The following is a 26,440-nucleotide window of genomic DNA, read 5'->3' on the forward strand; positions in this document are numbered from 1 at the left end:
CAGTCCCTTCGAGGAATGGGGGGTGCGGCACCGGCACCGGTCAGCAGTTGCGGAGGAACCGGTCGAGCACCCGCACGCCGAACTGTAGTCCGTCCACCGGAACCCGCTCGTCGATGCCGTGGAACAACGCCGAGAAGTTGAGGTCCGCCGGCAACCGCAGCGGGGCGAAACCGAAGCAGCGCATGCCGAGCTGGGCGAACGCCTTGGCGTCGGTGCCACCGGAGAGCATGTACGGCACCGGCCGGGCTCCCGGGTCCTCGGCCCGCAGCGCCGTCGACATCGCCTCGACCAGGTCGCCGTCGAAGGTGGTCTCCAGGGCGGGCTGGCGCTGGATGTACTCGATCTCGATGTCCGGGCCGACCAGCTCGCGCAGCTGCCGCTCCAGCAGCTCCGACTGGCCGGGCAGGCTACGGCAGTCGATGGTGGCGGTGGCCCGCCCGGGGATGACGTTGTCCTTGTAACCGGCGGCCAGCCGGGTCGGGTTGGCGGTGCTGCGGACGGTCGCGCCGATGATGTTGGCGATCGGGCCGAGCTTGGCGATCGCGGTCTCCGGGTCGTCCGGGTCCAGCTCGACACCGAGCACGTCGGACACCTCGGTCAGGAACGCCCGTACGGTGGGGGTGACGGTGACCGGGAAGCGGTGCCGGCCGATCCGGGCCACCGCCTCGGCCAGCGCGGTGACCGCGTTGTCGTCGTGGATGAACGACCCGTGCCCGGGACGGCCCCGGGCGTGCAGCCGCAGCCAGTCCAGGCCCTTCTCGGCGGTCTCGATCAGGTAGAGCCGTTGGGCGTCGCTGATCGAGTACGAGAAGCCGCCGACCTCGCCGACCGCCTCGGTGCAGCCGTCGAAGAGATCCCGGTGGCGCTGGACGAGGAAGTGGGCGCCGTAGTCGCTGCCCGCCTCCTCGTCGGCGGTGTACGCCAGCACGATGTCGCGGGGCGGGCGGACGCCGGTGCGCTGCCAGTGCCGCACCACCGCCAGCACCATCGCGTCGAAGTCCTTCATGTCGATCGCGCCCCGGCCCCACAGGTAGCCGTCGCGGACCTCCCCGGAGAACGGGTGCACCGACCACTCGTCGGCGTCGGCCGGCACCACGTCCAGGTGGCCGTGCACCAGCAGCGCGTCCCGGCCCGGGTCCACGCCGGGGATGCGGGCGACCAGGTTGGCCCGGCCCGGCGCGGACTCGTGGATCTCGGCGTCCACACCCACCTCGGCGAGCTTCTCCGCGACGTACTCCGCGGCCCGGCGCTCGCCGGCGCTGGTGGCGTTGTCACCGGTGTTGGTGGTGTCGATGCGCAGCAGGTCACGGCAGAGGTCGACGACCTCGGCGGTGGGGTCGGGCGGGGCGGAAGCGGCGTCGCTCGTCATCGCCTCTTTCTACCAGTCACCGGCCGCGCCGCGAACGACCCGACCCGACCCGGGCCGCGCGGTCCCGACCCGGGCCGGCTGCCGGTGCCGGCCGGCTCCGGTCCGGGCCGCCGGCACGGACGTCCCGGGGTTTGCCGACCGTCGGGTACGGGTACCGGCGCTGGCGTCCCCGTTCCGCCCGTCGCACCGGCCGGCGACCCGAGCCGGCCCCGTCGAGGAGGGCGTCATGTCCGCCGTTCCCCTGCCCCCGCTGCCACCGGCCGCCGACGACGCCTACCGTCCCGGCGGACGCAGCATGGCCGACCTCGCCGACGCCGAGCACCGTCAGCTGCTCGACCTGGTCGACCAGGTCACCGACGAGGGCCTGGCGGTGCAGCGGCGGCGGGAGGTGCTCCAGGTGCTCACCGCCATGGTGTCGCGGCACCTGTCGGCCGAGGAGCAGTACCTGCTGCCCGCCGCCCGCGCCGCGCTGCCCACCGCCGCCGCCCGGGTGGACCGGGAGGTCGCGGCGGACGTGGCGCTGCTCACCGCGCTGAAGGCCCTCGGCGGCCCGGACGACCCGACGCTGGCCGACGTGGCGGCCCGGATCCGGCGGCACGTGCAGGCGGTCGCCGAGCTGATCACCCCGCTGCGCGAGGTGGCCACCGACGCGGAGTTGATCCGGCTGGGCAACCGGTGGGCGATCGCCGAGGAGGCGGCCCCGACCCGACCGCACCCGGGCACCCCGGCCACCCCGCCGTGGAACCGGATCGTCGAGCCGGCCGTAGGGGTGGTGGACAAGCTGCGGGACGCGGTGACCGGCCGCCGTACCCAGTTGTCCGACCTCACCCGCCGTTCCGGGCGGTGATCGGTCGACCCCTATCCGTCAGGTATGGCGGCCCGGTTCGGTCCAGACCCTTCCGTCTATCGACGTGTGGCCATACCGTCACCCTATGAACCTGGAGCTGCGCCACCTACGGGTGGTCTGCGCGATCGCCGAGACGGGCAGCGTGACGAAAGCCGCGTCCACCCTCGGCCTGGCCCAGCCGGCCCTGACCGCCCAGCTCCAGCGCATCGAGCGGACGCTGGGCGGCCCGCTGTTCGAACGGGACCGCCGGGGTGCCCGCCCCACCGCCCTGGGTGAGTTGGTGCTGTCCCGTGCCCGGGTGCTGCTGCCGGCGATGAAGGGCCTCCAGGACGAGGCGGCCCGGCTGGCCGGCGCGGACGACGCCCTCGGCCGGTACCGCTTCGGCGGGGTGAACAGCCCGATCCTGGGTCGACTGGTGCACCGGCTCGCCGCCGAGCAGCCGCACGCGCAGATCACCACCTACGCCTCCTGGTCGGCCGACGAACTGGCCGCCCTGGTCGCCGGCGGCCGACTCGACTTCGCGCTGACCGGCATCTGCGGCGACGCCAGCCCGCCGGCGGAGTTCGGCCTGGCCTGGCGGGAGGTGGCGGTCGACCCGGTGCTGGTGCTGCTACCGGCCGCCCACCCGATGGCCGACCGCGACGAGGTCGGCCTGGGCGAGCTGCGGCACGAGCAGTGGGTGGCCGCGCCGGGTGACGGCTGCTTCGGCGACTGCTTCGCCGCCGCGTGCGCCCGCGCCGGTTTCACCCCCCGCAAGGTGTACGAGACCGACGTCCGCGGCTGCATGGACCTGGTCGATGCCGGTGAGGCGGTGGCCCTGTGCCAGGCCACCTTCCGCCCGGTCGCCGGTCTGGTGACGCGACGGCTGGCCGGCACCCCGCTGCGGTGGCGGCTGCTGCTCGGCTGGCACCCGGAGTCCCCGGCGGCCCGGGTCGCCGAGGCGGTGCTGGAGGACGCGGTGGCCGCGTACACCGACTCGCTGGCCGCGCACCCCGACTACCTGGCCTGGCTGCTGCGGCATCCCGAGTTCGGCGCCCGGGACAGCGGTCCGGCCCGCGCGACCGGGAGGGTGCGAACGGCGTGACGACGGGTATCAGCCCTGCATGACCGATCTCCATCCGGCCGCCGACCAGCGGGAGCTGCTGCGTCGGGCGGCCAGCGCGCACACCGCCGCCGCCCGGGACGTCGAGGCGTTCCTGCGCCGGCTGCCCGAGGTGCCCGACCCGGCCGACATCACCGAGTACGCGACGCTGCTCAGCCGGGAGGAGCAGACCCGCGCCGACCGGCAGGACGCCGCCGACACCGCCGGCCTGCAACTGCCCAGCCTGGAATCCGAGTAGCCGACCGGGGTACCGGGCACCCGGGACGACTCCCGGGTGCCCCGCCGTCCCACCGGCGGACCGCCGGCCCGGCCTCCCCGCCCGCCCGGGACCGCCCGGCGGTCCGGGATGCCCCGGGCAGGCCCGGATGACCCGGGCGGGCCGGGACGGCCGGCGGCCCGGGCGGGGACGGCCGGCGGCCCGGGCGGGGACGGCCGGCGGCCCGGGCGGGGACGGCCGGCGGCCCGGGCGGGTCAGCGTTCGATGAGGACGTCGTGGCCCAGGTCGAGCAGGGCGTGCCGCCACTCGTCGTCGGCGTTGCCGCCACCGGGCTTCTCGTCCACCAAGGACCGGATCCGGTCGATCGCCGCCCGCATCACCTCGACGTCGGCCGGGGTGAGGTCGACCTTGCGCTTACGCAGTACCGCCAGGATCTGCCGGCCGGGCTCGGGCAGGTCGAGATCCGGGTCGGGGCCGAACGCGTCCTCCCCCGACCCCCTGGTCAGTAGCCACTGCCGCAGTTGCTCGGAGGGGACGTTCACCTCGGCGTGGAAGTCCTCCCAGAGCACCTCGACCTCGGGGTCGAGCCGCTGTTCGCGTGCCATCACGCCTCCTCTTCCGGTGGCCCGGGCGGTGCCGGGTTCCCGTGGTCGGTCCACTGCTTCGGGCCCTCCGGCGGCACCTGGACCCGGGCCGGGTTCGCCGTCGGGGCTGCCGGGATGGGTGCGGTCCGTCCGGCGTTCTCCTCGGTCTCCTCGGGTTCGGTCATCTCCGCCCTCCTCTCATCGGGGATGCGAGGTGGTGGCGGGAGCGTGCTCGCGGTCGCCGGCCGAGACGTCGAAGGTGAGCTGCCCGTCCCGCGCGTCGACGGTGACCTTCTGCCCCGGTGAGAGCCGGTTCTCCAGCAGCATCCGGGAGAGCCGGTTGTCCACCTCGCGCTGGATCACCCGGCGCAGCGGGCGTGCCCCGAACTCCGGCTGGTAGCCGTGCTCGGCCAGCCAGTCCGTGCCGGTCGACGTGACCTCGACCTGGATGTCCTGGGCGTGCAGCCGGCGGCGGGTCTCCTCCAGCAGCAGCCCGGTGATCTGCCGTAGCTGTTCGGCCTCCAGCCGCTGGAAGATGATCGTCTCGTCGATCCGGTTGAGGAACTCCGGGCGGAAGTTCTCCTGGAGCCGACGCATCAGTCGTTCCCGCAACTCGTCGGCCTCCTGCTGGTCGCCCTGCGCGCCGACGCCGAACCCGACGGTCCGCTGGGCGCCGGTGATCAGCTCCGACCCCAGGTTGCTCGTCATGATCAGCACGGTGTTCTTGAAGTTGACCGTACGGCCCTGGCTGTCGGTGAGCCGGCCGTCGTCGAGCACCTGGAGCAGGATGTTGAACACGTCCGGGTGGGCCTTCTCGATCTCGTCGAGCAGCACCACGGCGTACGGGCGGCGGCGGACCGCCTCGGTGAGCTGGCCGGCCTCCTCGTAGCCGACGTAGCCGGGGGGCGCACCGACCAGCCGGGCCACCGTGTGCCGTTCCTGGAACTCGCTCATGTCCACCCGGACCATCCGGTCGGCCTCGCCGAAGAGCGCCTCGGCCAGGGCACGGGCGAGTTCGGTCTTGCCGACGCCGGTGGGGCCGAGGAAGAGGAAGCTGCCCATCGGCCGGTTCGGGTCGGCCAGCCCGGCGCGCGAGCGGCGGACCGCCTCGGCGATGGCCTCGACCGCGTCGTCCTGGCCGATCACCTTCTGGTGCAGGTGTCCCTCCAGCCGCAGCAGCCGGTCCCGTTCCTCCTCGGTGAGCTGGCTGATCGGGATGCCGGTGGACCGGGAGACCACCTCGGCGATCTCCTTCGTGCCGACCGACGGGACCTGATTGTCCCCGCCGTCGCCCCGGGCCCGCCCGATCTGCGCCTCCAGCTCGGCGAGCCGGTCCCGCAGGGCGGACGCCTTCTCGTACTGCTCGTCGGCGACCGCCTGCTCCTTGTCCCGGCGGACGTCCTCCAGTTGCTGTTCCAGTTCCCGGACGTCCGAGGCGGGGGTCCGGGTGCGCAGCCGCACCCGGGCGCCGGCCTGGTCGATCAGGTCGATCGCCTTGTCCGGCAGGAACCGGTCGGTGACGTACCGGTCGGAGAGCTCGGCGGCGGCCACCAGCGCCTCGTCGGTGAACCGGACCTGGTGGTGGGCCTCGTACCGGTCCCGCAGGCCGCGCAGGATGGCCACCGTGTCCTCGACATCGGGCTCGGGCACCAGCACCGGCTGGAACCGGCGGGCCAGCGCGGCGTCCTTCTCGATACTGCGCCGGTACTCGTCCAGCGTGGTCGCCCCGATCACCCGCAGCTCGCCCCGGGCCAGCGCCGGTTTGAGCATGTTCGACGCGTCCATCCCGCCCTCGCTGCCGGCGCCGCCCGCGCCGACCAGCGTGTGGATCTCGTCCAGGAAGATGATCAGCTCGTCCCGGTGCGCCCGGATCTCGTCGATCACCTTCTTGAGCCGTTCCTCGAAGTCGCCCCGGTAGCGGGTGCCGGCCACCAGACCGGCCAGGTCGAGCTGGACGACCCGCTTGCCGAGCAGGGTCTGCGGCACGTCGCCGTCACAGATCCGTTCGGCCAGGCCCTCCACGATGGCGGTCTTGCCGACGCCGGCCTCCCCGATGAGCACCGGGTTGTTCTTGGTCCGCCGGGACAGGATCTCGACCGCCTGCTCGATCTCGTCGGCGCGACCGATCACCGGGTCGATCTGGTCGTTGCGGGCCAGGTCGGTGAGGTCCTGGCCGTACTGGTCGAGGGTGGGGGTGCCCCGGTCGGGTTTCGGACCGGTCATCGGTCCGCGTTCGGCCCCGGCCGCCTGGAGCGACTCGGGCTGGATCCGGCCGGCGGCGAGCATCCGACCGGCCGGGGACTCGGGGTTGAGCGGCAGGGCCATCAGGATGTGTTCGGGTCCGATGTAGTTCGCGCCCATCGCCCGGGAGAGCTGGTGCGCGTCGAGCAGTGCCCGCTTGGCCGCCGGGGTGAGCGACAGGTTCGGCGGCACCTCGCCGCGCGGAGCACCGTCGCCGCGTCCGCCGAGCGCGTTGACCAGGGCGTCCGGGTCGGCACCGGCGCGGCGTACCAGGTCCCGCAGGGGGTCGCGCTGCAACGCCGCCCAGAGCAGGTGGTCGGTGTCCAGGTCGGTGCTGTGTTTCTGGGCGGCCCGTCGGGCGGCGTCGGCCAGCATCTCCCGGGCGTCGGCGGTCATCAGGCGGGTGATGTCGACCCGGTGCGCCGGGCGGCGTCCGCCCTCGCCCCGGCCGAAGTACCGGGCCAGGAACTCGTCCCACGGGTCGGAGCCGAAGTCCCCGGGTCCTAGCATGGCTGTCCTCCGCTCCTTGGGCCGCGGCAGGGTCGCCGGCGGCGACACCCGGGCGCGACACGATCGCCGGTGGCTACCCGTCGGTCGTCCCGACAAACGCCCCGAGATGGCAGGCTGGACGGATGGAATCCCACCCGTTGCTGATCGTCGACGGTGCGAACGTGGTCGGCTCCCGGCCGGACGGCTGGTGGCACGACCGGGCCGGTGCGGCGGCCCGACTGCGTGACCGGTTGGTCCCGGTGGCCGACGTGGGCGTGCCCCCGGAGTTGCCCGCGCCCGTCGAGGTGGTGCTGGTGGTCGAGGGCGCGGCCCGGGACGTGCCGGGGGTCGCCGGGGTACGCACCGTCGCGGCGCCGGGCTCGGGCGACGACACGATCGTCGACCTGGTGCGCGACGCGCCGGACCGGCGACGGCTGGTGGTCACGGCCGACCGGGAGCTGCGCGGGCGGGTGGGCGCGCTGGGCGCCGAGGTGTACGGCCCCCGCTGGCTGCCCGGCTGAGCCCGGCCGGGCGATCCCGCACCGGGTACACCGGGGTTCCGCACCGGCCCGGTCGGACGGACATGCAGTCCCGTTGACGGGATCAGATGTCTTTTTCACGGGACGAGCCCGGGGACTTCACGCACGTCAGGACGGTGACCGGGCACCCGGGCAGCGACACCGACAGGGCGGATGTTCTCTCCCCGTCGGGTATACGTTGTAATGGAGATCTCCCCGCCCCCAGGAGGTCACCGTGGCGAGCGTCGCCGAACTGAAGGCCGCGATCGACATCGCCCTTCAACAGATCGGTGACGGGCAGACAGCCGTCCAGGCCGCCGGGGAGAAACTCTCCGAAGCACAGCAGACCCTCGCCGGGGCGTTGGAGGGCAGCGGGCACGAGACCGTCGAGGCGGCCCAGGCGTCGCTCACCCAGGCCGGCCAGGAGCTGGAGGAATGTCTCGCCGCGACGCTCGTCGCGGTGGAACAGGCGCAGCTCTACGTGTCGTCGCTGTAGCGGGCCGCCGTGTCCATCGTCGAGGACGTCGGAGCGCAGGTACGGGCCGCCGCCGAGGAGTTCCCCCTCGCCCAGCTCGCCCTGGCGCTGGAGAAGTTCGGCCAGGCCACCGAGCGGCTGCGCTGGGTCCGCCAGGAGTCGGCCAACCCGATGGGAGTGCCGGAACTCGCCGCCGCCACCGAGCACGCCGAGTCGGCCGGGCACGCCCTGCGGGTCGCCCAGGAACAGCTCACCGGCTATCTGGCCGCGATCGGGCTGGCCCCCGACGGCCCGCCCCCGCCCCGGGCGACCGGTCCCGCGCCGAGGCACGACGGGCCGCGCGGCGACGCCACCCCGCCACCGGCCGCCCCGCCACCGGCCACCGAGGAGGACCCCACGGTCAAGCGCTGGTGGGCGGTCCGGGTGGCCGAGCTGACCGGCGGCCGGGAGGGTCCGCCGGAGCAGCCCGACGAGCGGGTCGCCGACTCGCGGGAGCTGCTGCGTCGGGTGGTCACCGGAATCCGCTCCGGCGACCGGGACCGGCTGCACCGGGAGCTGCGCGCCGCCCACGCCGACGTCGGCCTCGGCCTCGCCGCGATCGCCCCGCCGCTGCTGCGTGACCTGGCCGGCGAGCTGCTCGGGCATCCACCCCGCGCCGACGACCTGCCCCGGCTGCGCCGGGAACTGGACGGTCGGGTCCGCGACCTGCTGCCCGGCCTGCCACCGCCGGTGCTGGAAACCCTGCTCACCCGGGTCTGCCGGATGCCCCCGCCACGCCGGGGCGAGGGGGACGGCGAACAGCCGCACGCCGCCGATCCCGCCGTCACCGCCGGGGTGCTGACCGGCGTGCTGCTGGCCCGGCTCGGCCGCGACCTGCCCCGCGAGGAGCCCGACCCGTCCCGGCAGCCGGCCCCGCAGCCGCCCGAGCGGGCACCGGAGACCGACCGGTCCCGACCGCGGCCACCCGCCGAACGTCGCCCCGAGCCACGCCCACCGCGCCGGCCCGAGCCGACCCCGCAACGCCGGCCCGCGCCGAGCCCGCCACCGGGAGCGGGACCACCTCCCGGATTGAGCGCACCGGGCCGCAGGAGCCCGTGGACGGACGGCAGGCCCCATGGCTGACCTGCGGGCCCAGCTGGCGGCGCGGGTACGGGGGATGCTCTCCGAGGCGCTCGGCGTCACCCGTACCCGGCTCGCCTCGGCCGAGTCGGAGCTGAGCGTCGCCCGGGACCGGCTGACCCGGGTCCGGCGGGCCGCCGCCACGGTGCCGCAGCGGGTGGGCGTCGAACGCGACCGACGGCTGGTCGAGATCGACCAGCGGCACGCCGCGCGGCTCGCCGAGCTGGCCCACCGGGCCACCGAGGCGGCCCGTCGGGAGGCCCCCGGCGCGGCCTCCGCGGCCTGGCCGCAGTGGCGGCCCACCCCGACCGGACGCGGCGAGACCCCCGGTCCGCTGCGGATCGGCACCCTGCGGGTACCCGGCGCGGAGCCCGTCCCGGCGCTGGTGCCGCTGCTCGACGCCGGTCACGTGCAGCTGCACGGCGACGACCGGGAGGGTGCCGACGCGGTGGTGTCGGCGCTGCTGCTGCGAGGGGTCGGCCGGGCCGACCCGGGCGCCGTCCGGCTCTACGGCTACGACCCCGAGCACCTCGGCGGCGGGCTGGCCGGCTTCGCCCCACTCGGCACCGCCGGGCTGCTCACCTTCGTCGGTCCGGGCGGCCTGGCCCGCCTCCTCGACGACCTGGTGGAGCAGATCCGCCGGATCAACGAGACGGTGCTCGCGGGCGAGTACGGCTCCCTGCGCGCCCTGGCCCTGGCGACCGGCCGTCGGCCCGAGCCGTGGCGGGTGGCGGTGCTGCTCGGTGGCGACGAGTTGTCCCGGCACGAACGCGGCCAGCTCGACCGGGTGGTCCGCACCGGCGTGGCCTGCGGGGTGCACCTGGTGGTCCGGGGCATCGACCTGCCGGACGACCCGAGCCTCACCCGGATCGTCGCCGGGCCGGGCGAGGCCCGCATCGGCACCCCGCCCGGCCCACCGGTTCGCCTCGATCCGCCGCCACCGGCCACCCTGGTCACCGACACCTGCCGGGAGGTCGCCGCCCGGGTCAACGCCGGCCCGCCGCCGACGCCCTTCACCGACCTGCTCCCGCCCCCGGAGCAGATGTGGAAGGAGGATTCGGCGCACGGACTGACCGCGCCGATCGGCGAGGGTCCGCACGGCCGCCCGGTGCTGCTGAACCTCGGCGACTACCCTCCGCACGCCCTGATCGGTGGGCCGTCCGGCACCGGCAAGACCAACCTCATCTTCGCCTGGATCGGCGCGCTGGCCGCCCGCTACTCCCCCGCCGAACTGGAGTTCTATCTGCTGGACTTCAAGGAGGGGGTGTCCTTCGCCCGGTTCGCGCAGGGCCGCCGCGATCCGAGCTGGCTGCCGCACATGCGGCTGGTCGGGATCAACGTGAACACCGACCGGGAGTTCGGTCTGGCCCTGCTGCGCTTCCTCGCCGAGGAGCTGCGCCGACGGGCCGACGCGGCCAAGAAGCACGAGGTCACCAAGCTGGCCGAGCTGCGGGCGGTGGATCCGACCGGGCACTGGCCCCGGATCGTCGCGGTGGTCGACGAGTTCCAGGCGCTGCTCGCCGGCCGGGACGTGGTGGCCCGGGAGGCCGCCGACCTGCTGGAGGACCTGGCCCGCCGGGGCCGCTCGCAGGGCATCCACCTGGTGCTCGCCTCGCAGGACGTCCGGGGCATCGAGGCGCTGTGGGGGCGGCCCGCCCTGGTGGCCCAGTTCACCCTGCGGATCGCGCTGCCCAAGGCGCTACGCATCCTCGCCGAACGCAACGACGCCGCGCAGGCGCTGCCCCGGCACCACGCGGTGGTCAACGCCGAGTCGGGGATGACCGAGGGCAACCAGGTGGCCCGGATCCCGTCGGCCAGCGACTGGGAGACCTGGAGCGAGTTGCAGCACCGGTTGTGGAGGATGCGGCCCGCCGACGCCGCCCCGGCGCGGCTCTTCGACGGCGACGCGATCCCCCGGCTCGCCGAGGCCCCCGATTTCCGGGCGCTCACCCCGCCCGGGGACGACCTCCCGCCGCGCGGGCCGGTCGCCGTCCTGGGTGAGATCATCGACGTGCAGTCCCGGTCGGCGGCGCTGCGGTTGCCCCGGGCGCCAGGCCGTAACCTCGCGGTCCTGGGCACCCGGGTCGACGAGGCGTGCGCGGTGCTCGACGCCGCCGCCCGCTCACTGGCCCGCCAGCACCGCCCCGGCAGCGCCCGGTTCTCCATCGCCTGCCTCGACCCGGACGCCGACCCGGCGGCCCGCGCCCTCTACGAGGACCTCGCCGACGACGCCGCCTGGTACGACGAGGAGACCGTCGCCGAGCTGATGACCGAGACGGCGACCGCGCTGACCCGACCCGGCACCCCGTCCACCCCGCACTACCTGCTGCTGTTCGCCGTGGACGCGGCGGCCGGGGCGCTGGCCACCGGTTCACCCGGAGCCACCGGCCTGGACCGGTTGCGCCGGATCCTGCACGACGGGCCGGAGCGGCGTACCCATGTGCTGGCCTGGTGGCGGGGGGTGGCCCGGATGCGGGCCGACCTGGGCGGGCCGGCCGCCCGGACCGACCAGATCGGCGCCTGGGTGGCCCTCGACGTGCAGGGCGGCGAGCTGGGCTCGGCGCTCTACCCGGGTTCCGGCGGCCCGGACTGGTACCCGCGTCCGTGGCGCGGACTCTTCTTCGACCGGGCGGTGCACCGCACCGGACAGGTGATCATCCCCTATGGTCCGTCCCGATGAACGAACCGGTCGCCAGTGACACCTACGCCGCCCACGTCCGCCGGCTCGCCGAGCTGACCGGTCGGGTGGCCGCCCAGCGGGCCGAGGCGCAGGCCTGGCACGACCAGCAGTGCGTCGCCGCCGAGCGGGCCGTGCAGCAGGCGGTCACCCAGCTCCACGACGCCGAGCAGGAGGTGACCGACGCCCGGTCAATGCTGGAACGAGTCGACACCGAGGTCGGTCACCTCTGGGCCGAGCTGCGGTCCCGGTTGGGCACCCGCCGGCTCGGCGACCCGCCGGGGCCGGCCCGGGACGTCACCGGCGACCCGGTGCCCCTGCTGCACGGGGTACGCGAACTGCTCGACCGTACCGGCCAGCGCGGTGAGCTGCCCGGGTCGGTCAACCCACTGCTCGCCCTCTGCGGGGTGGCCGGGGCGGTCGTCGCGTACGCCCTCGGGGCCGCCGCCCGCGCGGTCGGCCAGCGCTACGGCGGTGACCTGGCGGTGGGTATGCCGGTGCTGGCACTGGTGGTCACCCTGCTCGGCCCGGTGGCCGGGCTGGCACCGGCGAAGCGGCTGGCCGACCGGCGGCACGCCCTGCTCGGCCCCCGCCCGCTGGCGATCGTCCTGGCCGCCGGGGTGCTGACCACGGTGCTGCTGCTGGTGTCCAGCCGCTGACCGGTCCGCGTCACACCGGGACGGCCACCGCCTCCCGCAGCAGCCGGCGGGCCAGCACCAGCCGGTCGGCGTCGTCGTCGAGGCCGGGCAGGTCGCCCACCCGGACGCCGGTCGAGCCGAGCAGGGCACGCAGGGCCGGCGCGCACTGGGCGGGCAGGGTGACGGTGCGGTCGGTCAACCGCAGCGCCACCCGACCGTCGGCGGTGGCGGTGAGCTGCCAGCGCAGGCCGTCCCGGGGGGCGATCCTGCTGTCCGCCGCCAGCGTGTCGAGCGCGGCGGCCTGGGCGAGCGGCCGGATCGGGGCCGGGCGGGCGGCCGGCCAGGCGCGGTCGCGCAGCCGGGCGGCGACCGCGACCGGGTCGGCCCCCAGCAGCCAGTCGCGCAGCGCCTCCACCGTCTCGGCCAGCTCGGGCTCGATGGCGTCCGGGTCGGCGACGTCGGTGCCGAAGGGCAGCCCGGCCCGCAGCCGGGGATCCTCGGCGGCCAACGCCAGCAGCTCCTCGACCAGGGCGTACCGGGTCAACGCGCGGACGCCGACGGTCAGGTGCAGCGAGCGGGACTCCTGTGCCTGGGCACTGTGCAGCCAGCCGCGCGGCAGGTAGAGCGCGTCGCCGGGTTCGAGGACCACGTCGAGCGCCGCCGGGCCGTCGGCGGTGGCGGACACCTCGTCGGCCCGCCCGCCCCAGGGCTGCCGCTCCAGCGGGTCGGTGAGCACCGGCGGGTGGATCCGCCAGTGCTTGCGGCCGTCTACCTGGAGCACGAAGACGTCATGGGTGTCGTAGTGGGTGGCGAAACCCTGACTGCCCGGCGGCGTGAGGTAGGCGTTGACCTGCAACGGCTGGGTCAGGGCGGTGCCCAGGTCCCGGGCGAAGTCGATCAGGGCGGGCCAGAGCCGGTGCAGCCCCTGGAGCACCAGCGTCGCGCCGGAGGCGTACAGCTCCAGGATGCGCTCGTCGCGGACCTGGTCGCCGATCTCCGCACCCGCCCCGCCGCCACCGGTGAACCGGGCCGCCGGCACCAGCTGGCCGTCCTTGGCCACCCGTAGGAACGGGGTACGCAGCCCGCGCCGGCTGAGCAACTCGTCGGCGTCCTCGGGGCTGAGCAGGTCGGTGAACCCGTCGGTGTTGGGTAGCTCGGCGGCCCGCGACAGCAACGGCGCCCGGCCCCAGTGGGCAGCGGCGAACTTCTCCGGTTCGAGGCTGACGCAGCGGGCCAGTGCCGACGCCGCGGCGGGCGGGACCGCCGGGCGGCCGTGGCCGCCCGGCGGATCGATGATCGCCATGGTGTCGGTCAGCGCGCGCTGCCGTCGGCGCCACCGTCGTGCTGGCCCGGGGTCGCCCCGCCGTCCGCCGGACCCTCGGCGCTGCCGTCGGCACCACCGTCGTGCTGACCCGGGGTCGCCCCGCCGTCCGCCGGACCCTCGGCGCTGCCGTCGGCACCACCGTCGTGCTGACCCGGGGTCGCCCCGCCGTCCGCCGGACCCTCGGCGCTGCCGTCGGCACCACCGTCGTGCTGACCCGGGGTCGCCCCGCCGTCCGCCGGACCCTCGACGCCGCCGCCGCTGGTGGTCTGAATGTCGTCGTCGTTCAGTGCCATGGGTGCTCCCTCGGATGTGCTGCCCCGCCGTGGGGCGGGGTCTGTCGTGAGCGGGTGGTACCCCCGACACGATCTTCTCTAACCCCACCGTAGTCGGCCCCTCCGACGCACGGACCCGGATCGTCGGGACGGGTGGCCACGGGTCCGGTCAGGGAATCAACCGTTGCAGGTCCCGGGGCATGCCGGACTTGACGTCCTGCCATTCGCCCTGGGTGACGTGCCGACGCAGGGTGTCCAGTACCACCTGGGCCACCCGCTCCGGGCCGCCCTCCACGTCGTAGGGGAAGCCCTGACGGATCTCGTAGAGGAAGTCGTCCCGGTTCAGCTTGACCGGCACGTTCTCCGGCTGCCAGCCGTCGAAGTAGATGCCCCGCACCAGCACCGGTAGCTGCGCCGCGAACTCCGCGCACTCGGTCACGGTCATCCGGTCCCGCAGCAGGTGCAGCACCGTCCGCAGGGCCGCGTACGACTGGTTGCGCTGCGCCCGGGGCCAGCCGTACGCCTGCTCGATGTCCTTGAGGATCAGGTTGGTCTTGTCCACGGAGGAGTCGACCGCCGACATCAGGTGCTCTGCCATCGCGGTCACCCCCCGGCCTTCGGATCGCCGTCTGACCGCCGGTCCTCGGCGCGTCGGGGCGGCCCCGACGGTCCCCGCCCCTGCCGGGCCGGGCTGCCGGGGCGGCCGGGCCGCTCCGGTCGACGACTGTCCCCGCCCGTACCGACGACGTGCAGCACCGCGCCCCGCCGCGGATCCGCCACCACCCGTACCTCCATGTCGGTCACCTCCGTGCCTGTGCTCGGTGTCCGGCCGGAGGACCCGGCCGGCAACTGTCCCGGCCCGCACGACCCGACCGGGACGTCCCCGGCCGGACGGCCTACCGGCACCACCCATGCTGGCCGGTGGCGGGGTGAGCCGTCCTCACCCGCAGGGGGTGAGCCTGACGGGGTGAGCCGGAGCCGACGGCCGACGGGCAGGCTGGACGCCGTGCCGTCGACGGTGGACCCGGAGCGCGTCCAGCCCCGGCCGGGTGGTCGGCCCGCAGGGCGCCCGGTCACGGCCGGGGCAGTCCGGAGGGCGCTCGACCCGGCCGGGTGGTCGGCCCGGCGACCCGGACCGTGGCGTCGGCATCGGTCCCGCCCACGGGACGGGGCACCGGCCCGGAGGCGGACCGGTGCCGGTGGCAGGTGACCGCCTCAGGCGGCCCGCCGCTCCCGGTGCTGCTTGCAGGCCACGCACGAGGTGGCCGCGGGGAAGATCTCCAGCCGCTCGACCGGGATCGGCGACGTGCAGCCCTCGCAGAAGCCGTAGGTCCCCTCGTCCAACCGGGTCAGGGCGTGTTCGAACTGGGCCCGACGGTCGAGGATGGCGCGCAGCAGGGACTGGGCGGTGTCCCGCTCGGCGGTCTTGGTGCCGCTGTCGGCCTGGTCGTCGCCGGCGGTGTCACCGACCTCCACCAGCCGTAGCACCTGGCTCTGCGCGACCGTGTGCTCGTACTCGGCGGAAAGCTCGTCGTAGCGGGCCCGCAGGGCGATCCGGATCCGGTCGGCCTCCACCTCGGTACGTGCGGTGCCGACGCTGTCGTGGACGAGCATCGCTGCCTGCCTTTCCTTGGCCGGGCGCGCGGGGACCTGCCCCGGACGCGGACGGCACGGCGAGATCATCCGTGCCCTGTGAGCCGGGCGATTACCCAGCGTCGCCGCCCGGTAAACCACCGGATTCCCCGGGCCGTCAGTCGGTGTCGTCGCGGTGCACCAGGGCCGGGTGGCGGGGGTCGTCGACCCGCACCACCACGTCGGCGAAGGAGGCCGGGGCGACCTCGTCGGCGTACCGGGCGAACGCCGGAAGGGTCCACCGCTGCGCCGGGTCGGTACGGCGGGCCAGCGCGCCCGGGGAGAGGTGCAGGTGCACGGTGACGTCGAAGGGCAGTCCCCCGCCGAGCAGCAGCGCCCCGCTGACCAGCAGCACCGTGCCCGGCAGCAGATCCTGGTAGGGCGCCCGGCTGGCCCGGTCGGTCCCGGTGTCCCAGAGCGAGGGCAGCACCCGGCCGGTACCGCCGGGACCGGCCGGGTCGAGCACCTCCCGGCGCAGTCCGGCCTCGTCCGTCCATCCCTCGTAGTAGGCGTCCGGGTTGGTCCGACCGAACTCGAAGCGGACGGAGGCGGGGCGGAGGAAGTCCCCGGCCCGCAGGTGCAGCGCCGGACGGCCACCCGTGCGCAGCGGATCGACCAGGGCGTCGGCGAGCCGGTCGGGGGCCGCGGCGGGGGCCCCGTCGACGGCGACCCGCAGGTGGCCGGGGCCGCGGGTGGCGGCGGTGCGGAGCCGCTCGGTCAGTTCGGCGACGAGCCGGTCGGGCGAGATCGGGCGGACACGCATCCGACCATGGTGCCCCGCCGGGCGACGGCCGGTCCCGGTGCCCCGGTCAGCCGGTGCGGTCGACGGTGACCCGGGCCTCGTCGGCGAGCCGGTAGCCCACCCCGTAGACCGTGGTCACCAGCGGGACGTCCACGCCGACCTTGCCGCGCAGCCGGCGGACGTGCACGTCCACCGTACGCACACCGGCGTGCTCGTACCCCCAGACCGCGTTCAGTAGTTGCAGCCGAGTGAACACCCGCCGGGGGTGGGCCACCAGGTGGAGCAGCAGGTCGAACTCCAGCCGGGTCAGTGGCAACGGCTCGCCGTCGCGCAGCACCGAACGGGAGGAGGCCAGGATGTGCAGCATCGGGATGGTGGCCGCGAGGGTGCGGGCCGGGGGCCGCCCGGTGGGGGTCTGCTCGGGTCGCCGCTCGGCGGGAACGCCGGTGGTGGTGATGGTGCCCTCACCGCGTTCCAGCATCTCCCGGGCCGCCTCCAGCAGCCGGCGGGCCGGCGGGGTGAGCGACTCCTCGCTGGCCAGCGGGATGGACAGGGTGACGGTGAGCACGGGTGTGGTGGCGTGGGTGGGCCGCCGCTGGCCGCCGGGGGGCCGACCGGGAACCGAGGGCTGGGACGTATGCCAACCGGCGCGCGAGGATGCAGGGCTGACCGACATGGTCCTCCTTGGGGCTGGTCCGGAATCTCCCCACGGCCCGGGACGCCGCTGCATCGATGCTTCCCGGCCCCTGGACGGGGGTCAAGGGGCGACCGCGTTGCATGAATGTGACAATCGACGAACAGTTAGCAGCCGATCCCTCGCTCTGCGTACGAGCCAGATGATTACAGCAGAAGCGCCGAACTGCCCGGATACGGGGGTGCCCGCCCGGTCAACGACGGCCGGCACGACGCGACGCACCCGCTCGGACGAGTCGGGTGCGTCGCGTCGTGCCGGTGATACTCAGTGAAACCGTTCGATCCGTACCCGCGCGTCGTCGGCGAGCCGGTAACCCACCCCGTACACGGTGGTCACCAGGGGTGCGTCCGCGCCGAGCTTGGCGCGTAGCCGGCGGACGTGCACGTCCACGGTGCGCACGACGGCGTGCTCGTACCCCCAGACACTGGCGAGCAGTTGGAGCCGGGTGAAGACCCGGTGCGGGTGCTCGGCGAGGAAGAGCAGCAGGTCGAACTCGATGCGGGTGAGCGGGATCTCCCGGTCGCCGTGGCGCACCACCCGGGTGCCGGCCAGAATCCGCAGGGTCTCCGGGCCGCCGTCGGCCGGCACCGGCTCCCCGACGGTCGGCGTCGGGCGCGGGGCCGGCACCGCCGACAGCAGGCGCGGTGCGGCCGGTTCGCTGAACCGGACCACCCCCTCCCCCGTCTCGGCCAACTCGCCGAGCAGGTCGACCAGGCGGGCCAGGCGGGGCGTCAGCGGCCCGGCGGCCAGGTCGAGGGTGATGGTCAGCGACGGCGTGGACCGGGGCCGGCCCGGCGCCACCCGGTCGGGGCGGCCCGGCGGGTGCGGACGCGCGGTGAGGGTGACGAGGGACATGGGAGCCTCCTGTGTACGGTGCGTCCGCCAGGCCCGGTGGGGCGCGACGGTCAGTGCGGCGTCCGGCCGGCGGTCACCGGCGGCGCGAGGGGCGGGGTGTGGTGCGACGGTGTCGGCCCCAGGGCTGGCAGACCGGCGATCCGCCAGGCGACGAAGCCGCCGACCACGTCGGTGGCCCGGTGCAGGCCGATGTCCTGCAACGCGGCGGCGGCCAGCGACGAGGTGTAGCCCTCCTGGCAGATCACCAGTACCGGCAGGTCGTAGTCGACCGCCTCGGTCAGCCGGGCCGGGCAGCGCGGGTCGAGCCGCCATTCCAGGACGTTGCGTTCGATCACCCGCGCGCCCGGCACGGTGCCGTGGGCGGCACGCTGGGCGGCCGGTCTGATGTCGACCATCAGCGCCCCGCCCCGGTGGGCCAGGTGCGCCTGCTCGGGATCGAGCCGGCGCAGCCGGTTCCGGGCCTCGGCGAGGATCTCGTCGATGCCGCGCGACCCCGGGGGCGGGGCCGGACAGCTCTCGGTGGGGATGGTGTGCAACGGCATCGTCGCGGTCCTTCCATGGGCGAGCCGACGGGTGGGGGGAACGGGAACGGGCGGGGTCACCAGGAGATACCGGCCCGGTCGATCTCGGCGGCCCGGAGCCGGCCGTCGACGAGGTGGTAACGGGTCATGTGCCGCAGAGCCGGCAGGTAGACGTGCACGCTGACCGCGGGCTGGTCACCGCGGTTGCCCACCTGGTGCACGTGTCGGGGGCCGAACCGGCGGCCGGCACCGGCGGTGAGGCGGTGCGGGCGCAGCCGGCCACCGGAGACGGTCTGCTCGGTCAGCTCGCCGGCCACCACCAGGAAGGCACCGGAGGAGCCGCCGTGGTCGTGCAGGTCGGTGCCCTGGCCGGGTAGCCAGCTCAGCGCCCAGACCTCGTGGTCGCCGGTCGAGGCGAGCAGGGCGTACCAGCGCTCGGCGCGGTCGAATCGCAGCGGCACCGACCAGGTGGTCGGGTCGGTGTACCGGCCGGCGACGGTGAGCAGGTCGGTGGTGCGGGTGCTGGTCATGGTTACTCCCGTGTGACGCGTCTCCGGACACTCTAAACGTCAAAGCCTATAGGTTTAGTAGGTAATACCGGATGCTGGGATGCCGGCTGCGTCCGCGACGATTCCCTGTCGTGGCCGGCACGGTCGGTCCGCGCCGCCCACCCGCACACCGACCTCTAGGCTGGACCGGTGACCGAGGAGTTCGACGCCGAGACACTGGCCTTCGCCCACCGGATGTTCGACCTGGCCCGCGCGGGCGAGGCCGCGGAACTCGGCAGCCAGGTCGACGCCGGGCTCCCGGTGAACATGACCAACGCCAAGGGCGACACCCTGCTCATCCTGGCCGCCTACCACGCCCGCCCGGAAACCGTCGCGGCGCTGCTGGCCCGGGGCGCGGACCACCGCCGGGTCAACGACCGGGGGCAGACCGCGCTCGCCGCGGCGGTCTTCCGACGAGACACCGAGACGGTACGGGCACTGCTCGACGCCGGCGCCGACCCCGACCACGGCACCCCGTCGGCGGTGGAAACGGCCCGCTTCTTCGACCTGCCGGACATGCTCACCCTGCTCGCCGGCCCCTGACCCGGCACCGGCCCGGCACGGTCACCCGGCCGGAGGCGGCCCACCGTCGGCACCGCTCCCCCGAGTGGCCCAGGGGCCGGTCAGGCCGACCCGACGTGGCCCAGGGGCCGGTCAGGCCGACCCGACGTCCCGCGCGGCCGGCCGGACCGCCTCGATCAGGAACCGTCGGGACCGGGCGACGAACGCGCCGTCGGCCCGGATCCGCGCGTGCAGCCGTTCGAGCTGCGGGCGGTACCGGTCCACGTCGAAGTCCGGCACGGTCCAGACCACCTTGCGCAGGAACCAGACCACCGCGCCGATGTCGTGGAACACCGCCCGCAGGGTGGCCCGTTCCAGGCGTACCACGTCGAGGCCGGCGGTCCGGGCGGCGGCGACCGCCTGGGCGGTGTGCCGGGTGGCCGGCGGCGGCAACGGCCCCAGCACCGCCTCGCTCAGCTCCCGCATGGTGCCCGCGCCGATCTGCTGGGACAGCAAGCGCCCGCCGGGCCGCAACACCCGGGCGATCTCCGCCCAGTCGGTGTCCACCGGGTGCCGGCTGGTCACCAGATCGAAGCTGGCGTTCCGAAAGGGCAGCCGGGAGCGGGGGGCGACCTGGACCACCCGGCCGCCGACCCGACGCAACGTCCGCCGGGCGACCGCGACGTTCGGCGGCCACGCCTCGGTGGCGACCAGCAACGGCGGCGGCTGCGGCACCTCGGCCAGCACCTCGCCCCCACCGGTGTCGATGTCCAACGCCGCGTCGACCGCCGCCATCCGGGCGGCCGCCTGGCGGGCGTAGCCCCACGGTGGACGTTCCTCGGTGGCCCGGCCGTCCAACCAGCCGAACCCCCAACCGTCCACCGGGGCGGCCGCCGCCTCGGCGATCAACTCGGCACAGCTCCGCTCGACCATGCGCCCACCCTGTGCCACCGGGCCACGACCGGCAACCCGATTAGCCACCGGCCGCGCACCCACCCGGCGGTCAGGGGGTGGAGCGGAGGATCTCCACGGTGGAACCGGCGGGCACGCCGTCGAGGGTGTCGAAGCCGGTGGGCTCCCGGTGGCCGGAGTCGAACTGGCGCATCAGCCGGGCACCGAGCCCGACGCCGACCGCGCCGACGGCCAGCGCGACCAACTCGGTCACCAGCAGCATGCCGGTCGCGCCGCGCTGCGGGGCGTCCGCCCGGATCAGGCAGGCCAGCAGGAAGAGCGCGGCCATACCCGCGTTGACCATGTTGAACATGACCATGGTGCGGCGGTGCGGCCCCGGCCGTACGTCCCACAGGTCGACCATGCCGGCCGCCCCGGCGAGCCCGGCGGCCACCAGGGCGGCGATCGCCGTCCAGTAGCCGACCTCACCGAGGAACACCGGGCCACCCGCCACGTCGGCGAGGTCGAAGACGGTGGCGCTGACGAAGAGCCCGAACGGGAACGTCACCAGCATCGGTTGGATGGGATGCCCCTGCACCCTCAGGCGGCTCTCCATCGGTTCCTCCCCAGGATCGACCCAGCTCACCGGTCCAGGGTGCTACCCGAGGTCCCGCCCGGCGAAACGGGCACGCCAGGATTCGCGGGGCCGGGAAGAAACGACACCCGGCCGCCGGACGGCAACCGTCCGGCGGGTGACACCCGACAGCGGTGGAGGAATCACGACTCGCGGGGGCGGGAAACCGTGGTGACCAGCCGCTCCGCCACCTCCCGCAGCGGGATGTCCAGCGAGGACGCCGCGCTGCGCAGCACGTGCAGCGCCTCGGGGGCCGGGCAGCCGCGCTGCGTCATGATCACCCCGACGGCCTGGCCCACCACGTTCTCCCCGAGCAGCGCGCCGTCGCGCTCACCGGCCCGCTCGGCCCGCCTGGCCCGGTCCCGGACGGCGGCCAGCAGCAGCCCGGCGTGCTCGGCCAGCAGCATCGCGGTGAGCTGCTGCCGGGTGCCCAGCAGGGCGGCCCGGTCGGCGTACAGGTTGATCGAGCCGATCGACTGCTCGTCGACATCCACCGGAGCGGAGATCACCCCGCGGACGCCGAGCCGGCGGGCGCTCTCGGACCACGCCGGCCACCGGTCCTCGGTGGTGAGGTCCGCCGCGATGGTCATCTCCCGGCGACGGATCGCGTTCATCGCCGGTGACTCCCCACCGTGCCCCAGGTCGTCCAGCTCGGCCAGCCGGGGATCGGAGGCGGCCACCCCGGCGGGTTCCCCGGCCCGCAACGCGGTGAACCCGCACCAGACCACTCCCGGCACGGCGTCGGCGGTGATCTGGACCAGCTCGGCCAGTGCCGCGTCGAAGTCGTCGACCGCGATCAGCCCCGCGGTCAACTCCCGTAACAGGGCGGCCGTCTCCAGCACCCCGAGCGTGTCACTCGTCAGCTCCCGCATGTCCAGTCTCACCGAACCACGGGCTCCGTAGCGCACCAGCCGCCCGCCACCGGCGTCGTTGCCTGCGTCATCGTCGTGATCTCTCTTCCGAGTCGTGAGCCTGGGGCTACTACCCTGCCAAAACCGGATCGAAACCGCGTAAAGCAACCCCTCCGGTGCCGGACCGACCCGGAGGGGTTGCTCGTGACGTTCAGCGGGCCGCGGCGAGCCGGCGGCCGACCGAGGCGATCAGCCGGTCCAGTTCCGAGCCGAACGGGTTGTCGTGCACCAGGTACGTCCAGGTCGCGCTGGGCCGGACCAGCTTGGCGGCGTCCGGCTCCCAGTCCTCGGCGAACTCGGTCTCCTCGAAGGTGGCCAGGGTACGCGTCTCGATCTCGGGGATGAGGTTGGTGAACGCCGGCACCGCCGCCCGGTGGAACTCGTCGAGCGGGTCGAGTCGACCCAGCGCCCGCAGGTGCACACCCTCACGCACCTCGGACAGCTCGGCCAGATGCTCCGCCCAGAGCCGGTCGGTGTGGTAGAGCGCGATCGACCGGGCCACCCGGGCCAGCAGGTCCTCGTCCATCTCGCCCGCCTTGTCCGGCATCCGGTCGAGCAGCATCAGCGCGGCGATGTCGGAGGTGAGCAGGCGCTCCCGACGCTCGGCCAGTGCGATCCGCTGCTGCTCGATGACCACGCTGTAGCGCCAGGTGTTGCGGTGGATCTCGTGGTTGACGCCCTCGGCGACCCGCTGGGCGTGCTCCACCGCGTAGTCGACCTGCTCGTCGGTGACCAGGCCGTCGGCGTTCATCCGGGGCGACGCCGGAACCGTGTCGCCGGCGTGCCGGACCACCAGGTCGTCCTCCAGGCTGACGAAGAAGACCGAGCCACCGGGGTCGCCCTGCCGGCCGGCCCGGCCGCGGAGCTGGTCGTCGACCCGCCGGCTGTCGTGCCGGCCGCTGCCGATCACGTACAGCCCGCCCAGCTCGGCCACCCGCTCCTGGTCGACCTGGTCGCTGCCGCCGAGCCGGATGTCGACACCCCGACCCGCCATCTGGGTGGAGACGGTCACCGCGCCGTACGCGCCGGCCTCGGCGATGATCGCCGCCTCCTCGTCGTCGTTCTTGGCGTTGAGCACCACGCACGGCACCCCGGCGGCGTCCAGGGCGGCGGCGAGCCCCTCGGACTCCTTCACGTCGAGCGTGCCGACCAGCACCGGACGACCCGCCTCGTGGCAGCGCCGGATCTCGTCGACCAGCGCCTCGTCCTTCTCGGCCCGGGTCGCGTAGATCCGGTCCGGCTCGTCCTCACGGACGCAGGGGGTGTTCGGCGGGATCACCGCCACCTCGAGGCCGAAGAACTCCCGGAGCTGGTCGCCGACCAGCACCGCGGTCGCCGTCATACCGCACAGCTTGGGGTAGAGCGCGATGTACGCCTGCACGGCGATGGTGCCCAGCACCTCACCCTCGGCGGTGGCGTCCAGGCCCTCCTTCGCCTCCACGGCGGCCTGGAGGCCGTCGGGCCAGCGACGGCGCTGGGCGACCCGGCCGCGCATCTCGTCGATCAGCTCGACCGAGCCGTCCCGCACGATGTAGTCGACGTCGCGGTGCAGCAGGGCGTGCGCGTGCAACGCCACGTTCACCGCCGAGAGCTGCCCGACGTGCTCGGTGTCGTACAGGTCGATGCCGCCCAGCTTGGCCTCGACGGCGGCCAGGCCCTCGGTGGTGAAGGCGACGCTGCGGCCGTCGTCGGCGACCGTGTAGTGCCGGCCCTTGCGCAGGCCGCGCACCAGCGCGGCGGAGGCGTGCACCGGGTCCTGCTCACCGGTGACCGAACCGGCCAGCACCATCGGCACCCGGGCCTCGTCGATCAGGATCGAGTCGGCCTCGTCGACGATGGCGGTGGCCAGCGGCGGCTGGACCCGGTCGGCGATGTCGGTGACGAGCTGGTCGCGGAGGAAGTCGAAACCGGCCTCGCTGACCGAGACGTAGGTGACGTCGCAGCCGTACGCCGCCCGCCGCTCGGCCGGGGTGGACGCCTCGTTGACCCAGCCCACGCTCAGTCCGAGCAGCCGGTAGACCGGCGTCATCCACTCGGCGTCCCGGCGGGCCAGGTAGTCGTTGACCGTGAGCACGTGCACCGGGCCGTTGCCCAGCCGGACGTGCCCGTAGGCGGCGACGGTGGCGGTCAGCGTCTTGCCCTCACCAGTGGCCATCTCGGCGACCTTGCCGGACAACAGCGCCATCGCACCGAGCAGCTGCACGTCGTACGGCCGCTGGTCGAGGCCACGACGGGCGGCCTCCCGGCCGACGGCGCAGATCTCCACGTACTCCGTGGCCGCACCGGCGGCCTCGGTCAACGCGGCGTCGTCCAGCGCCGACAGCTCGTCCTCGCGCGCGGCGATCCGCGGCAGCAGCTTCTCCAGCGGAGCGAGGTCGACCGTCGTCCCCGGGCGCTGGAGGAACCGGCGGAACCTGCTCTTCAACCGTTGCGACACACCCATGAGCGGCAACGGTACGCGAACCCGGCCGGAAAAAGCTGCCCGGTCCGGGCGTGGTGGCCCCGGTGTCCAGTTCCCGGCACATCCGGGCAGGTCAACGGGGGTGATCAACCCCGCCTGCGGGAAAGGGTTGCAGGCGGCCGTCAGAGGCACGGGCTGACGGCCGTCGATGATCAACAGGGTTACTCCCGGCGGGGCGGGGCCGAAGGAAGCTCACCACCTCTCGGGTGGGGGGTCGACGGCAACTCCCCCACGACGGCTACCCGGGGTCGGATGGTCATCGACACCACGCCCCCGCGCACGACGGGAAGAAAGAACCTCTCCCGGTCGGCCGAGAAGTCCGAGGGATCACCCCCGCATGCGCGGGGAGCAGTACACACGCCCCCGGCCTCTGCGCTCGGATCAGGGATCACCCCCGCATGCGCGGGGAGCAGAAGCTCTGGCGTCGTGGTCATCCGGTGACAGCCGGATCACCCCCGCATGCGCGGGGAGCAGATCTCGTGGGTGCCTCGGTCGCCGTCGACGGCGGGATCACCCCCGCATGCGCGGGGAGCAGGGACCGTGGATCTCGCAGGCACGCACGAGCCTGGGATCACCCCCGCATGCGCGGGGAGCAGAGGTCGGGGCCGAAGCGGCGGTGGGCCTCGTTGGGATCACCCCCGCATGCGCGGGGAGCAGACGAACAGCGCGCCCAGCAAGGTAACCAGGCTAGGGATCACCCCCGCATGCGCGGGGAGCAGACTTTCTGAGCTGGGGCGCTGTAGATCAACTTACTGGATCTACTTCACTTGTCGGCGCACGCCACTTCCTGCCGGCCGGCGAAGCCGAGAAAGCCCTGCCAGGCCGCCGGAGTGAACACGAGCACCCCACCGTCGCGGTCCTTGGTGTCACGCACCAGGACAACGCCGGGCAGGTTCCCCGCGACCTCCACACAGTTGCCACCGTTGCCGCCGCTCTTCGTGCTCTTGTGCCACCGCGCCCCGGTCAACTCCATGGTGCAGCCACTTCCTGCCGGCCGACGAAGCCGAGAAAGCCCTGCCAGGCCGCCGGAGTGAACACGAGCACCCCACCGTCGCGGTCCTTGGTGTCACGCACCAGGACGACACCGGGTAGATTCCCCGCGACCTCTACACAGTCTCCACCGTTGCCGCCGCTCTTCGTGCTCTTGTGCCACCGCGCCCCGGTCAGGTCCATGATACAGCCGCTTCTCTCAGGAGATCGAGGGTCCGTCCACGAGGGAGCGCCTCGCCACGGATGCGTTCCCAGCGCCGTTCAAGGTTAACAAGGTCGGACGGCTTGTCCAGGATCTGCGCCGGGGCCGGACCGTCCACGTGGGCCACCCGCGCCCCCTCCGGCAGGTCGGCGATGACGAACGGCCCGTCGAGCCCCGGGTAGCTCGCGGCGTCGGCCGGGACGACGTGCAGTTGCACGTTCGGCATCTCGGCACAGGCGAGGAGGTGGGCGAGTTGGGCCGCCATGAGCGCCCGGCTGTCGCCGACCCGGCGGCGCAGGACGCCCTCGTCGAGGACGGCGACGAGCAGGGGGCTGCGTTCCCGGTGCAGGATCGCCTGGCGGGCCAGTCGCGCGTCGGTCAGCTCGTCCATCGCCTCGGCCGACAGCGTGCCGCCGGTGAGTGTGGCCCGCGCGTACGCCTCGGTCTGGAGCAGGCCGGGCACCCAGGCCAGTTGAAAAGCCCGTAGCGTGGTCGCCTCCCGCTCGATGTCGACCCAGGGCCGGAACCAGACCGGCTCGCGCCGCTTGACGATGTCCGGCCAGAGGGCGTCGACATCTCGCTCCAGCAGGTCTGCGACGGTGGCCCGGTGCCGGCTCTGGGGGATGTGTCCGGGGTTTGCCCAGCGGGCCACGGTCTTGGGGTGCAGGCCGAGTTGTCCCGCCAGACTCTCGGCGGTGTATCCCGCCTCGGCGAGCGCTTCGACAAACGCGTGATTCATGCCTTTTCCCTCCCCGAACAATGCAACTGTCCGCAAGAGTTAGCACAACGCTGTGTGATTGTCTAGGCACTCTCGGCAAGCTGGCGGCAGGACGACGACGCCGTTCCGGTCGAGCACCAGCGGCGACGCCTGTCGGGTGGGGCCGCACGACGAGGGGTGGGCGGCCCCACCCTCCACACCCGAGGGACAGGACGCCACCATGCCGCAGCACAACCGCCTACAGCACCACCATCCGGCGCCACGGCCC

At 74.2% G+C, this 26,440-nt stretch carries 29 protein-coding genes and 1 CRISPR repeat array; of the genes, 9 read left to right on the plus strand and 20 right to left on the minus strand.

Going from position 1 to position 26,440, the window contains the following annotated elements:
• Positions 1 to 40: 40 nt before the first annotated feature.
• The gene (locus O7612_RS17605) at positions 41 to 1,369 is read right to left on the minus strand and encodes a M20/M25/M40 family metallo-hydrolase (protein WP_282265660.1); all 1,329 of its coding nucleotides are present in this window, start codon (positions 1,367 to 1,369) and stop codon (positions 41 to 43) included.
• Positions 1,370 to 1,595: 226 nt separating this feature from the next.
• On the opposite strand from O7612_RS17605, the gene O7612_RS17610 reads away from it, so the two are divergent.
• The 3 genes from O7612_RS17610 (at position 1,596) to O7612_RS17620 (ending at position 3,556) form a co-directional block, all read left to right on the plus strand.
• A complete protein-coding gene (locus tag O7612_RS17610; protein WP_282265661.1) occupies positions 1,596 to 2,216 on the plus strand; it encodes a hemerythrin domain-containing protein in 621 nt (206 codons plus the stop codon).
• A gap of 85 nt (positions 2,217 to 2,301) precedes the next feature.
• Positions 2,302 to 3,300: a LysR family transcriptional regulator gene (locus O7612_RS17615; protein WP_282265662.1), complete on the plus strand. Its 999-nt coding sequence runs from the start codon at positions 2,302 to 2,304 to the stop codon at positions 3,298 to 3,300.
• Positions 3,301 to 3,319: 19 nt separating this feature from the next.
• The gene (locus O7612_RS17620) at positions 3,320 to 3,556 is read left to right on the plus strand and encodes a hypothetical protein (protein WP_282265663.1); all 237 of its coding nucleotides are present in this window, start codon (positions 3,320 to 3,322) and stop codon (positions 3,554 to 3,556) included.
• 233 nt (positions 3,557 to 3,789) lie between these two features.
• On the opposite strand, the gene O7612_RS17625 is transcribed toward O7612_RS17620, so the two are convergent.
• The 3 genes from O7612_RS17625 to O7612_RS17635 are packed head-to-tail and all read right to left on the minus strand — an operon-like array spanning position 3,790 to position 6,870.
• Positions 3,790 to 4,140, minus strand: coding sequence for a DUF3140 domain-containing protein (locus O7612_RS17625; protein WP_282265664.1), 351 nt, complete (start codon positions 4,138 to 4,140; stop codon positions 3,790 to 3,792).
• Positions 4,140 to 4,304: a hypothetical protein gene (locus O7612_RS17630; protein WP_282265665.1), complete on the minus strand. Its 165-nt coding sequence runs from the start codon at positions 4,302 to 4,304 to the stop codon at positions 4,140 to 4,142. Before O7612_RS17630 ends, O7612_RS17625 begins: the two co-directional genes overlap by 1 nt.
• A 13-nt stretch (positions 4,305 to 4,317) precedes the next feature.
• The gene (locus O7612_RS17635; RefSeq protein WP_282265667.1) at positions 4,318 to 6,870 is read right to left on the minus strand and encodes an ATP-dependent Clp protease ATP-binding subunit; all 2,553 of its coding nucleotides are present in this window, start codon (positions 6,868 to 6,870) and stop codon (positions 4,318 to 4,320) included.
• A gap of 122 nt (positions 6,871 to 6,992) precedes the next feature.
• On the opposite strand from O7612_RS17635, the gene O7612_RS17640 reads away from it, so the two are divergent.
• The 5 genes from O7612_RS17640 (at position 6,993) to O7612_RS17660 (ending at position 12,297) form a co-directional block, all read left to right on the plus strand.
• Positions 6,993 to 7,370 (plus strand): hypothetical protein, encoded by a 378-nt coding sequence (locus O7612_RS17640; protein WP_067305471.1) that lies wholly within the window; start codon positions 6,993 to 6,995, stop codon positions 7,368 to 7,370.
• 232 nt (positions 7,371 to 7,602) lie between these two features.
• Positions 7,603 to 7,863 carry a hypothetical protein gene (locus tag O7612_RS17645; protein WP_067305468.1) on the plus strand — a complete coding sequence of 87 codons (261 nt, stop codon included), beginning with the start codon at positions 7,603 to 7,605 and terminating at the stop codon, positions 7,861 to 7,863.
• A 9-nt stretch (positions 7,864 to 7,872) separates the two neighbouring features.
• A complete protein-coding gene (locus O7612_RS17650; RefSeq protein ID WP_282265673.1) occupies positions 7,873 to 8,964 on the plus strand; it encodes a hypothetical protein in 1,092 nt (363 codons plus the stop codon).
• Complete coding sequence (locus tag O7612_RS17655; RefSeq protein WP_282265675.1) at positions 8,957 to 11,641, plus strand: FtsK/SpoIIIE domain-containing protein; 2,685 nt, start codon at positions 8,957 to 8,959, stop codon at positions 11,639 to 11,641. Before O7612_RS17650 ends, O7612_RS17655 begins: the two co-directional genes overlap by 8 nt.
• Positions 11,638 to 12,297 (plus strand): hypothetical protein, encoded by a 660-nt coding sequence (locus tag O7612_RS17660; RefSeq protein ID WP_282265676.1) that lies wholly within the window; start codon positions 11,638 to 11,640, stop codon positions 12,295 to 12,297. Before O7612_RS17655 ends, O7612_RS17660 begins: the two co-directional genes overlap by 4 nt.
• A 10-nt stretch (positions 12,298 to 12,307) precedes the next feature.
• On the opposite strand, the gene O7612_RS17665 is transcribed toward O7612_RS17660, so the two are convergent.
• The 9 genes from O7612_RS17665 to O7612_RS17705 form a co-directional block, all read right to left on the minus strand.
• A complete protein-coding gene (locus O7612_RS17665) occupies positions 12,308 to 13,579 on the minus strand; it encodes a cupin domain-containing protein (RefSeq protein WP_282265678.1) in 1,272 nt (423 codons plus the stop codon).
• 8 nt (positions 13,580 to 13,587) lie between these two features.
• Positions 13,588 to 13,893, minus strand: coding sequence for a hypothetical protein (locus O7612_RS17670; protein WP_282265679.1), 306 nt, complete (start codon positions 13,891 to 13,893; stop codon positions 13,588 to 13,590).
• Between the two features lie 148 nt (positions 13,894 to 14,041).
• Positions 14,042 to 14,470, minus strand: coding sequence for a DUF2267 domain-containing protein (locus O7612_RS17675; RefSeq protein WP_282265680.1), 429 nt, complete (start codon positions 14,468 to 14,470; stop codon positions 14,042 to 14,044).
• Between the two features lie 617 nt (positions 14,471 to 15,087).
• Positions 15,088 to 15,486, minus strand: a complete 399-nt coding sequence (locus O7612_RS17680; protein ID WP_282265681.1) for a TraR/DksA C4-type zinc finger protein — start codon at positions 15,484 to 15,486, stop codon at positions 15,088 to 15,090.
• A 136-nt stretch (positions 15,487 to 15,622) separates the two neighbouring features.
• Complete coding sequence (locus O7612_RS17685; RefSeq protein ID WP_282265682.1) at positions 15,623 to 16,267, minus strand: uridine kinase; 645 nt, start codon at positions 16,265 to 16,267, stop codon at positions 15,623 to 15,625.
• A gap of 46 nt (positions 16,268 to 16,313) precedes the next feature.
• Positions 16,314 to 16,922: a winged helix-turn-helix domain-containing protein gene (locus O7612_RS17690; protein WP_282265683.1), complete on the minus strand. Its 609-nt coding sequence runs from the start codon at positions 16,920 to 16,922 to the stop codon at positions 16,314 to 16,316.
• A 282-nt stretch (positions 16,923 to 17,204) separates the two neighbouring features.
• Positions 17,205 to 17,708, minus strand: coding sequence for a winged helix-turn-helix domain-containing protein (locus tag O7612_RS17695; protein ID WP_282273947.1), 504 nt, complete (start codon positions 17,706 to 17,708; stop codon positions 17,205 to 17,207).
• A 137-nt stretch (positions 17,709 to 17,845) separates the two neighbouring features.
• Positions 17,846 to 18,337, minus strand: a complete 492-nt coding sequence (locus tag O7612_RS17700) for a rhodanese-like domain-containing protein (RefSeq protein WP_282265685.1) — start codon at positions 18,335 to 18,337, stop codon at positions 17,846 to 17,848.
• 56 nt (positions 18,338 to 18,393) lie between these two features.
• On the minus strand, positions 18,394 to 18,846 hold the full coding sequence (locus O7612_RS17705; protein WP_282265686.1) for a cysteine dioxygenase family protein: 453 nt from the start codon (positions 18,844 to 18,846) through the stop codon (positions 18,394 to 18,396).
• Between the two features lie 168 nt (positions 18,847 to 19,014).
• Here O7612_RS17705 and O7612_RS17710 point away from each other — a divergent pair, with 168 nt between their 5' ends.
• Positions 19,015 to 19,407, plus strand: a complete 393-nt coding sequence (locus tag O7612_RS17710) for an ankyrin repeat domain-containing protein (RefSeq protein ID WP_282265687.1) — start codon at positions 19,015 to 19,017, stop codon at positions 19,405 to 19,407.
• A gap of 111 nt (positions 19,408 to 19,518) precedes the next feature.
• Here O7612_RS17710 and O7612_RS17715 read toward each other — a convergent pair whose 3' ends face one another.
• The 7 genes from O7612_RS17715 to O7612_RS17745 form a co-directional block, all read right to left on the minus strand.
• Complete coding sequence (locus O7612_RS17715; RefSeq protein ID WP_282265688.1) at positions 19,519 to 20,298, minus strand: class I SAM-dependent methyltransferase; 780 nt, start codon at positions 20,296 to 20,298, stop codon at positions 19,519 to 19,521.
• A gap of 70 nt (positions 20,299 to 20,368) precedes the next feature.
• The gene (locus tag O7612_RS17720; RefSeq protein WP_348774235.1) at positions 20,369 to 20,872 is read right to left on the minus strand and encodes a DUF2231 domain-containing protein; all 504 of its coding nucleotides are present in this window, start codon (positions 20,870 to 20,872) and stop codon (positions 20,369 to 20,371) included.
• 161 nt (positions 20,873 to 21,033) lie between these two features.
• Positions 21,034 to 21,774, minus strand: a complete 741-nt coding sequence (locus O7612_RS17725; RefSeq protein ID WP_282265690.1) for a GAF and ANTAR domain-containing protein — start codon at positions 21,772 to 21,774, stop codon at positions 21,034 to 21,036.
• A gap of 178 nt (positions 21,775 to 21,952) precedes the next feature.
• On the minus strand, positions 21,953 to 24,244 hold the full coding sequence (gene secA2, locus O7612_RS17730) for an accessory Sec system translocase SecA2 (protein ID WP_282265691.1): 2,292 nt from the start codon (positions 24,242 to 24,244) through the stop codon (positions 21,953 to 21,955).
• Between the two features lie 341 nt (positions 24,245 to 24,585).
• A CRISPR array of direct repeats spans positions 24,586 to 24,981; the repeat unit is 29 nt; unit sequence GGGATCACCCCCGCATGCGCGGGGAGCAG.
• 44 nt (positions 24,982 to 25,025) lie between these two features.
• Positions 25,026 to 25,235 (minus strand): DUF397 domain-containing protein, encoded by a 210-nt coding sequence (locus O7612_RS17735; RefSeq protein ID WP_282265692.1) that lies wholly within the window; start codon positions 25,233 to 25,235, stop codon positions 25,026 to 25,028.
• Positions 25,226 to 25,435, minus strand: a complete 210-nt coding sequence (locus O7612_RS17740) for a DUF397 domain-containing protein (RefSeq protein ID WP_282265693.1) — start codon at positions 25,433 to 25,435, stop codon at positions 25,226 to 25,228. The genes O7612_RS17735 and O7612_RS17740 overlap by 10 nt, the downstream gene beginning before the upstream one ends.
• Positions 25,426 to 26,193, minus strand: a complete 768-nt coding sequence (locus tag O7612_RS17745; RefSeq protein ID WP_282265694.1) for a DUF5753 domain-containing protein — start codon at positions 26,191 to 26,193, stop codon at positions 25,426 to 25,428. Before O7612_RS17745 ends, O7612_RS17740 begins: the two co-directional genes overlap by 10 nt.
• Positions 26,194 to 26,440: the final 247 nt, after the last annotated feature.

Origin of the sequence: Micromonospora sp. WMMD987 (genome assembly GCF_029581435.1) — a bacterium.
Taxonomy (GTDB): domain Bacteria; phylum Actinomycetota; class Actinomycetes; order Mycobacteriales; family Micromonosporaceae; genus Micromonospora; species Micromonospora rifamycinica.

Excerpts from the sequence above, each read along its gene's own strand:
- O7612_RS17605 (WP_282265660.1), bottom strand. The coding sequence starts at position 1,369 with ATGACGAGCGACGCCGCTTCCGCCCCGCCCGACCCCACCGCCGAGGTC.
- O7612_RS17610 (WP_282265661.1), top strand. The coding sequence starts at position 1,596 with ATGTCCGCCGTTCCCCTGCCCCCGCTGCCACCGGCCGCCGACGACGCC.
- O7612_RS17615 (WP_282265662.1), top strand. The coding sequence starts at position 2,302 with ATGAACCTGGAGCTGCGCCACCTACGGGTGGTCTGCGCGATCGCCGAG.
- O7612_RS17620 (WP_282265663.1), top strand. The coding sequence starts at position 3,320 with ATGACCGATCTCCATCCGGCCGCCGACCAGCGGGAGCTGCTGCGTCGG.
- O7612_RS17625 (WP_282265664.1), bottom strand. The coding sequence starts at position 4,140 with ATGGCACGCGAACAGCGGCTCGACCCCGAGGTCGAGGTGCTCTGGGAG.
- O7612_RS17630 (WP_282265665.1), bottom strand. The coding sequence starts at position 4,304 with ATGACCGAACCCGAGGAGACCGAGGAGAACGCCGGACGGACCGCACCC.
- O7612_RS17635 (WP_282265667.1), bottom strand. The coding sequence starts at position 6,870 with ATGCTAGGACCCGGGGACTTCGGCTCCGACCCGTGGGACGAGTTCCTG.
- O7612_RS17640 (WP_067305471.1), top strand. The coding sequence starts at position 6,993 with ATGGAATCCCACCCGTTGCTGATCGTCGACGGTGCGAACGTGGTCGGC.
- O7612_RS17655 (WP_282265675.1), top strand. The coding sequence starts at position 8,957 with ATGGCTGACCTGCGGGCCCAGCTGGCGGCGCGGGTACGGGGGATGCTC.
- O7612_RS17660 (WP_282265676.1), top strand. The coding sequence starts at position 11,638 with ATGAACGAACCGGTCGCCAGTGACACCTACGCCGCCCACGTCCGCCGG.
- O7612_RS17665 (WP_282265678.1), bottom strand. The coding sequence starts at position 13,579 with ATGGCGATCATCGATCCGCCGGGCGGCCACGGCCGCCCGGCGGTCCCG.
- O7612_RS17670 (WP_282265679.1), bottom strand. The coding sequence starts at position 13,893 with ATGGCACTGAACGACGACGACATTCAGACCACCAGCGGCGGCGGCGTC.
- O7612_RS17675 (WP_282265680.1), bottom strand. The coding sequence starts at position 14,470 with ATGGCAGAGCACCTGATGTCGGCGGTCGACTCCTCCGTGGACAAGACC.
- O7612_RS17680 (WP_282265681.1), bottom strand. The coding sequence starts at position 15,486 with ATGCTCGTCCACGACAGCGTCGGCACCGCACGTACCGAGGTGGAGGCC.
- O7612_RS17685 (WP_282265682.1), bottom strand. The coding sequence starts at position 16,267 with ATGCGTGTCCGCCCGATCTCGCCCGACCGGCTCGTCGCCGAACTGACC.
- O7612_RS17690 (WP_282265683.1), bottom strand. The coding sequence starts at position 16,922 with ATGTCGGTCAGCCCTGCATCCTCGCGCGCCGGTTGGCATACGTCCCAG.
- O7612_RS17700 (WP_282265685.1), bottom strand. The coding sequence starts at position 18,337 with ATGCCGTTGCACACCATCCCCACCGAGAGCTGTCCGGCCCCGCCCCCG.
- O7612_RS17705 (WP_282265686.1), bottom strand. The coding sequence starts at position 18,846 with ATGACCAGCACCCGCACCACCGACCTGCTCACCGTCGCCGGCCGGTAC.
- O7612_RS17715 (WP_282265688.1), bottom strand. The coding sequence starts at position 20,298 with ATGGTCGAGCGGAGCTGTGCCGAGTTGATCGCCGAGGCGGCGGCCGCC.
- O7612_RS17720 (WP_348774235.1), bottom strand. The coding sequence starts at position 20,872 with ATGGAGAGCCGCCTGAGGGTGCAGGGGCATCCCATCCAACCGATGCTG.
- secA2 (WP_282265691.1), bottom strand. The coding sequence starts at position 24,244 with ATGGGTGTGTCGCAACGGTTGAAGAGCAGGTTCCGCCGGTTCCTCCAG.
- O7612_RS17735 (WP_282265692.1), bottom strand. The coding sequence starts at position 25,235 with ATGGAGTTGACCGGGGCGCGGTGGCACAAGAGCACGAAGAGCGGCGGC.
- O7612_RS17740 (WP_282265693.1), bottom strand. The coding sequence starts at position 25,435 with ATGGACCTGACCGGGGCGCGGTGGCACAAGAGCACGAAGAGCGGCGGC.
- O7612_RS17745 (WP_282265694.1), bottom strand. The coding sequence starts at position 26,193 with ATGAATCACGCGTTTGTCGAAGCGCTCGCCGAGGCGGGATACACCGCC.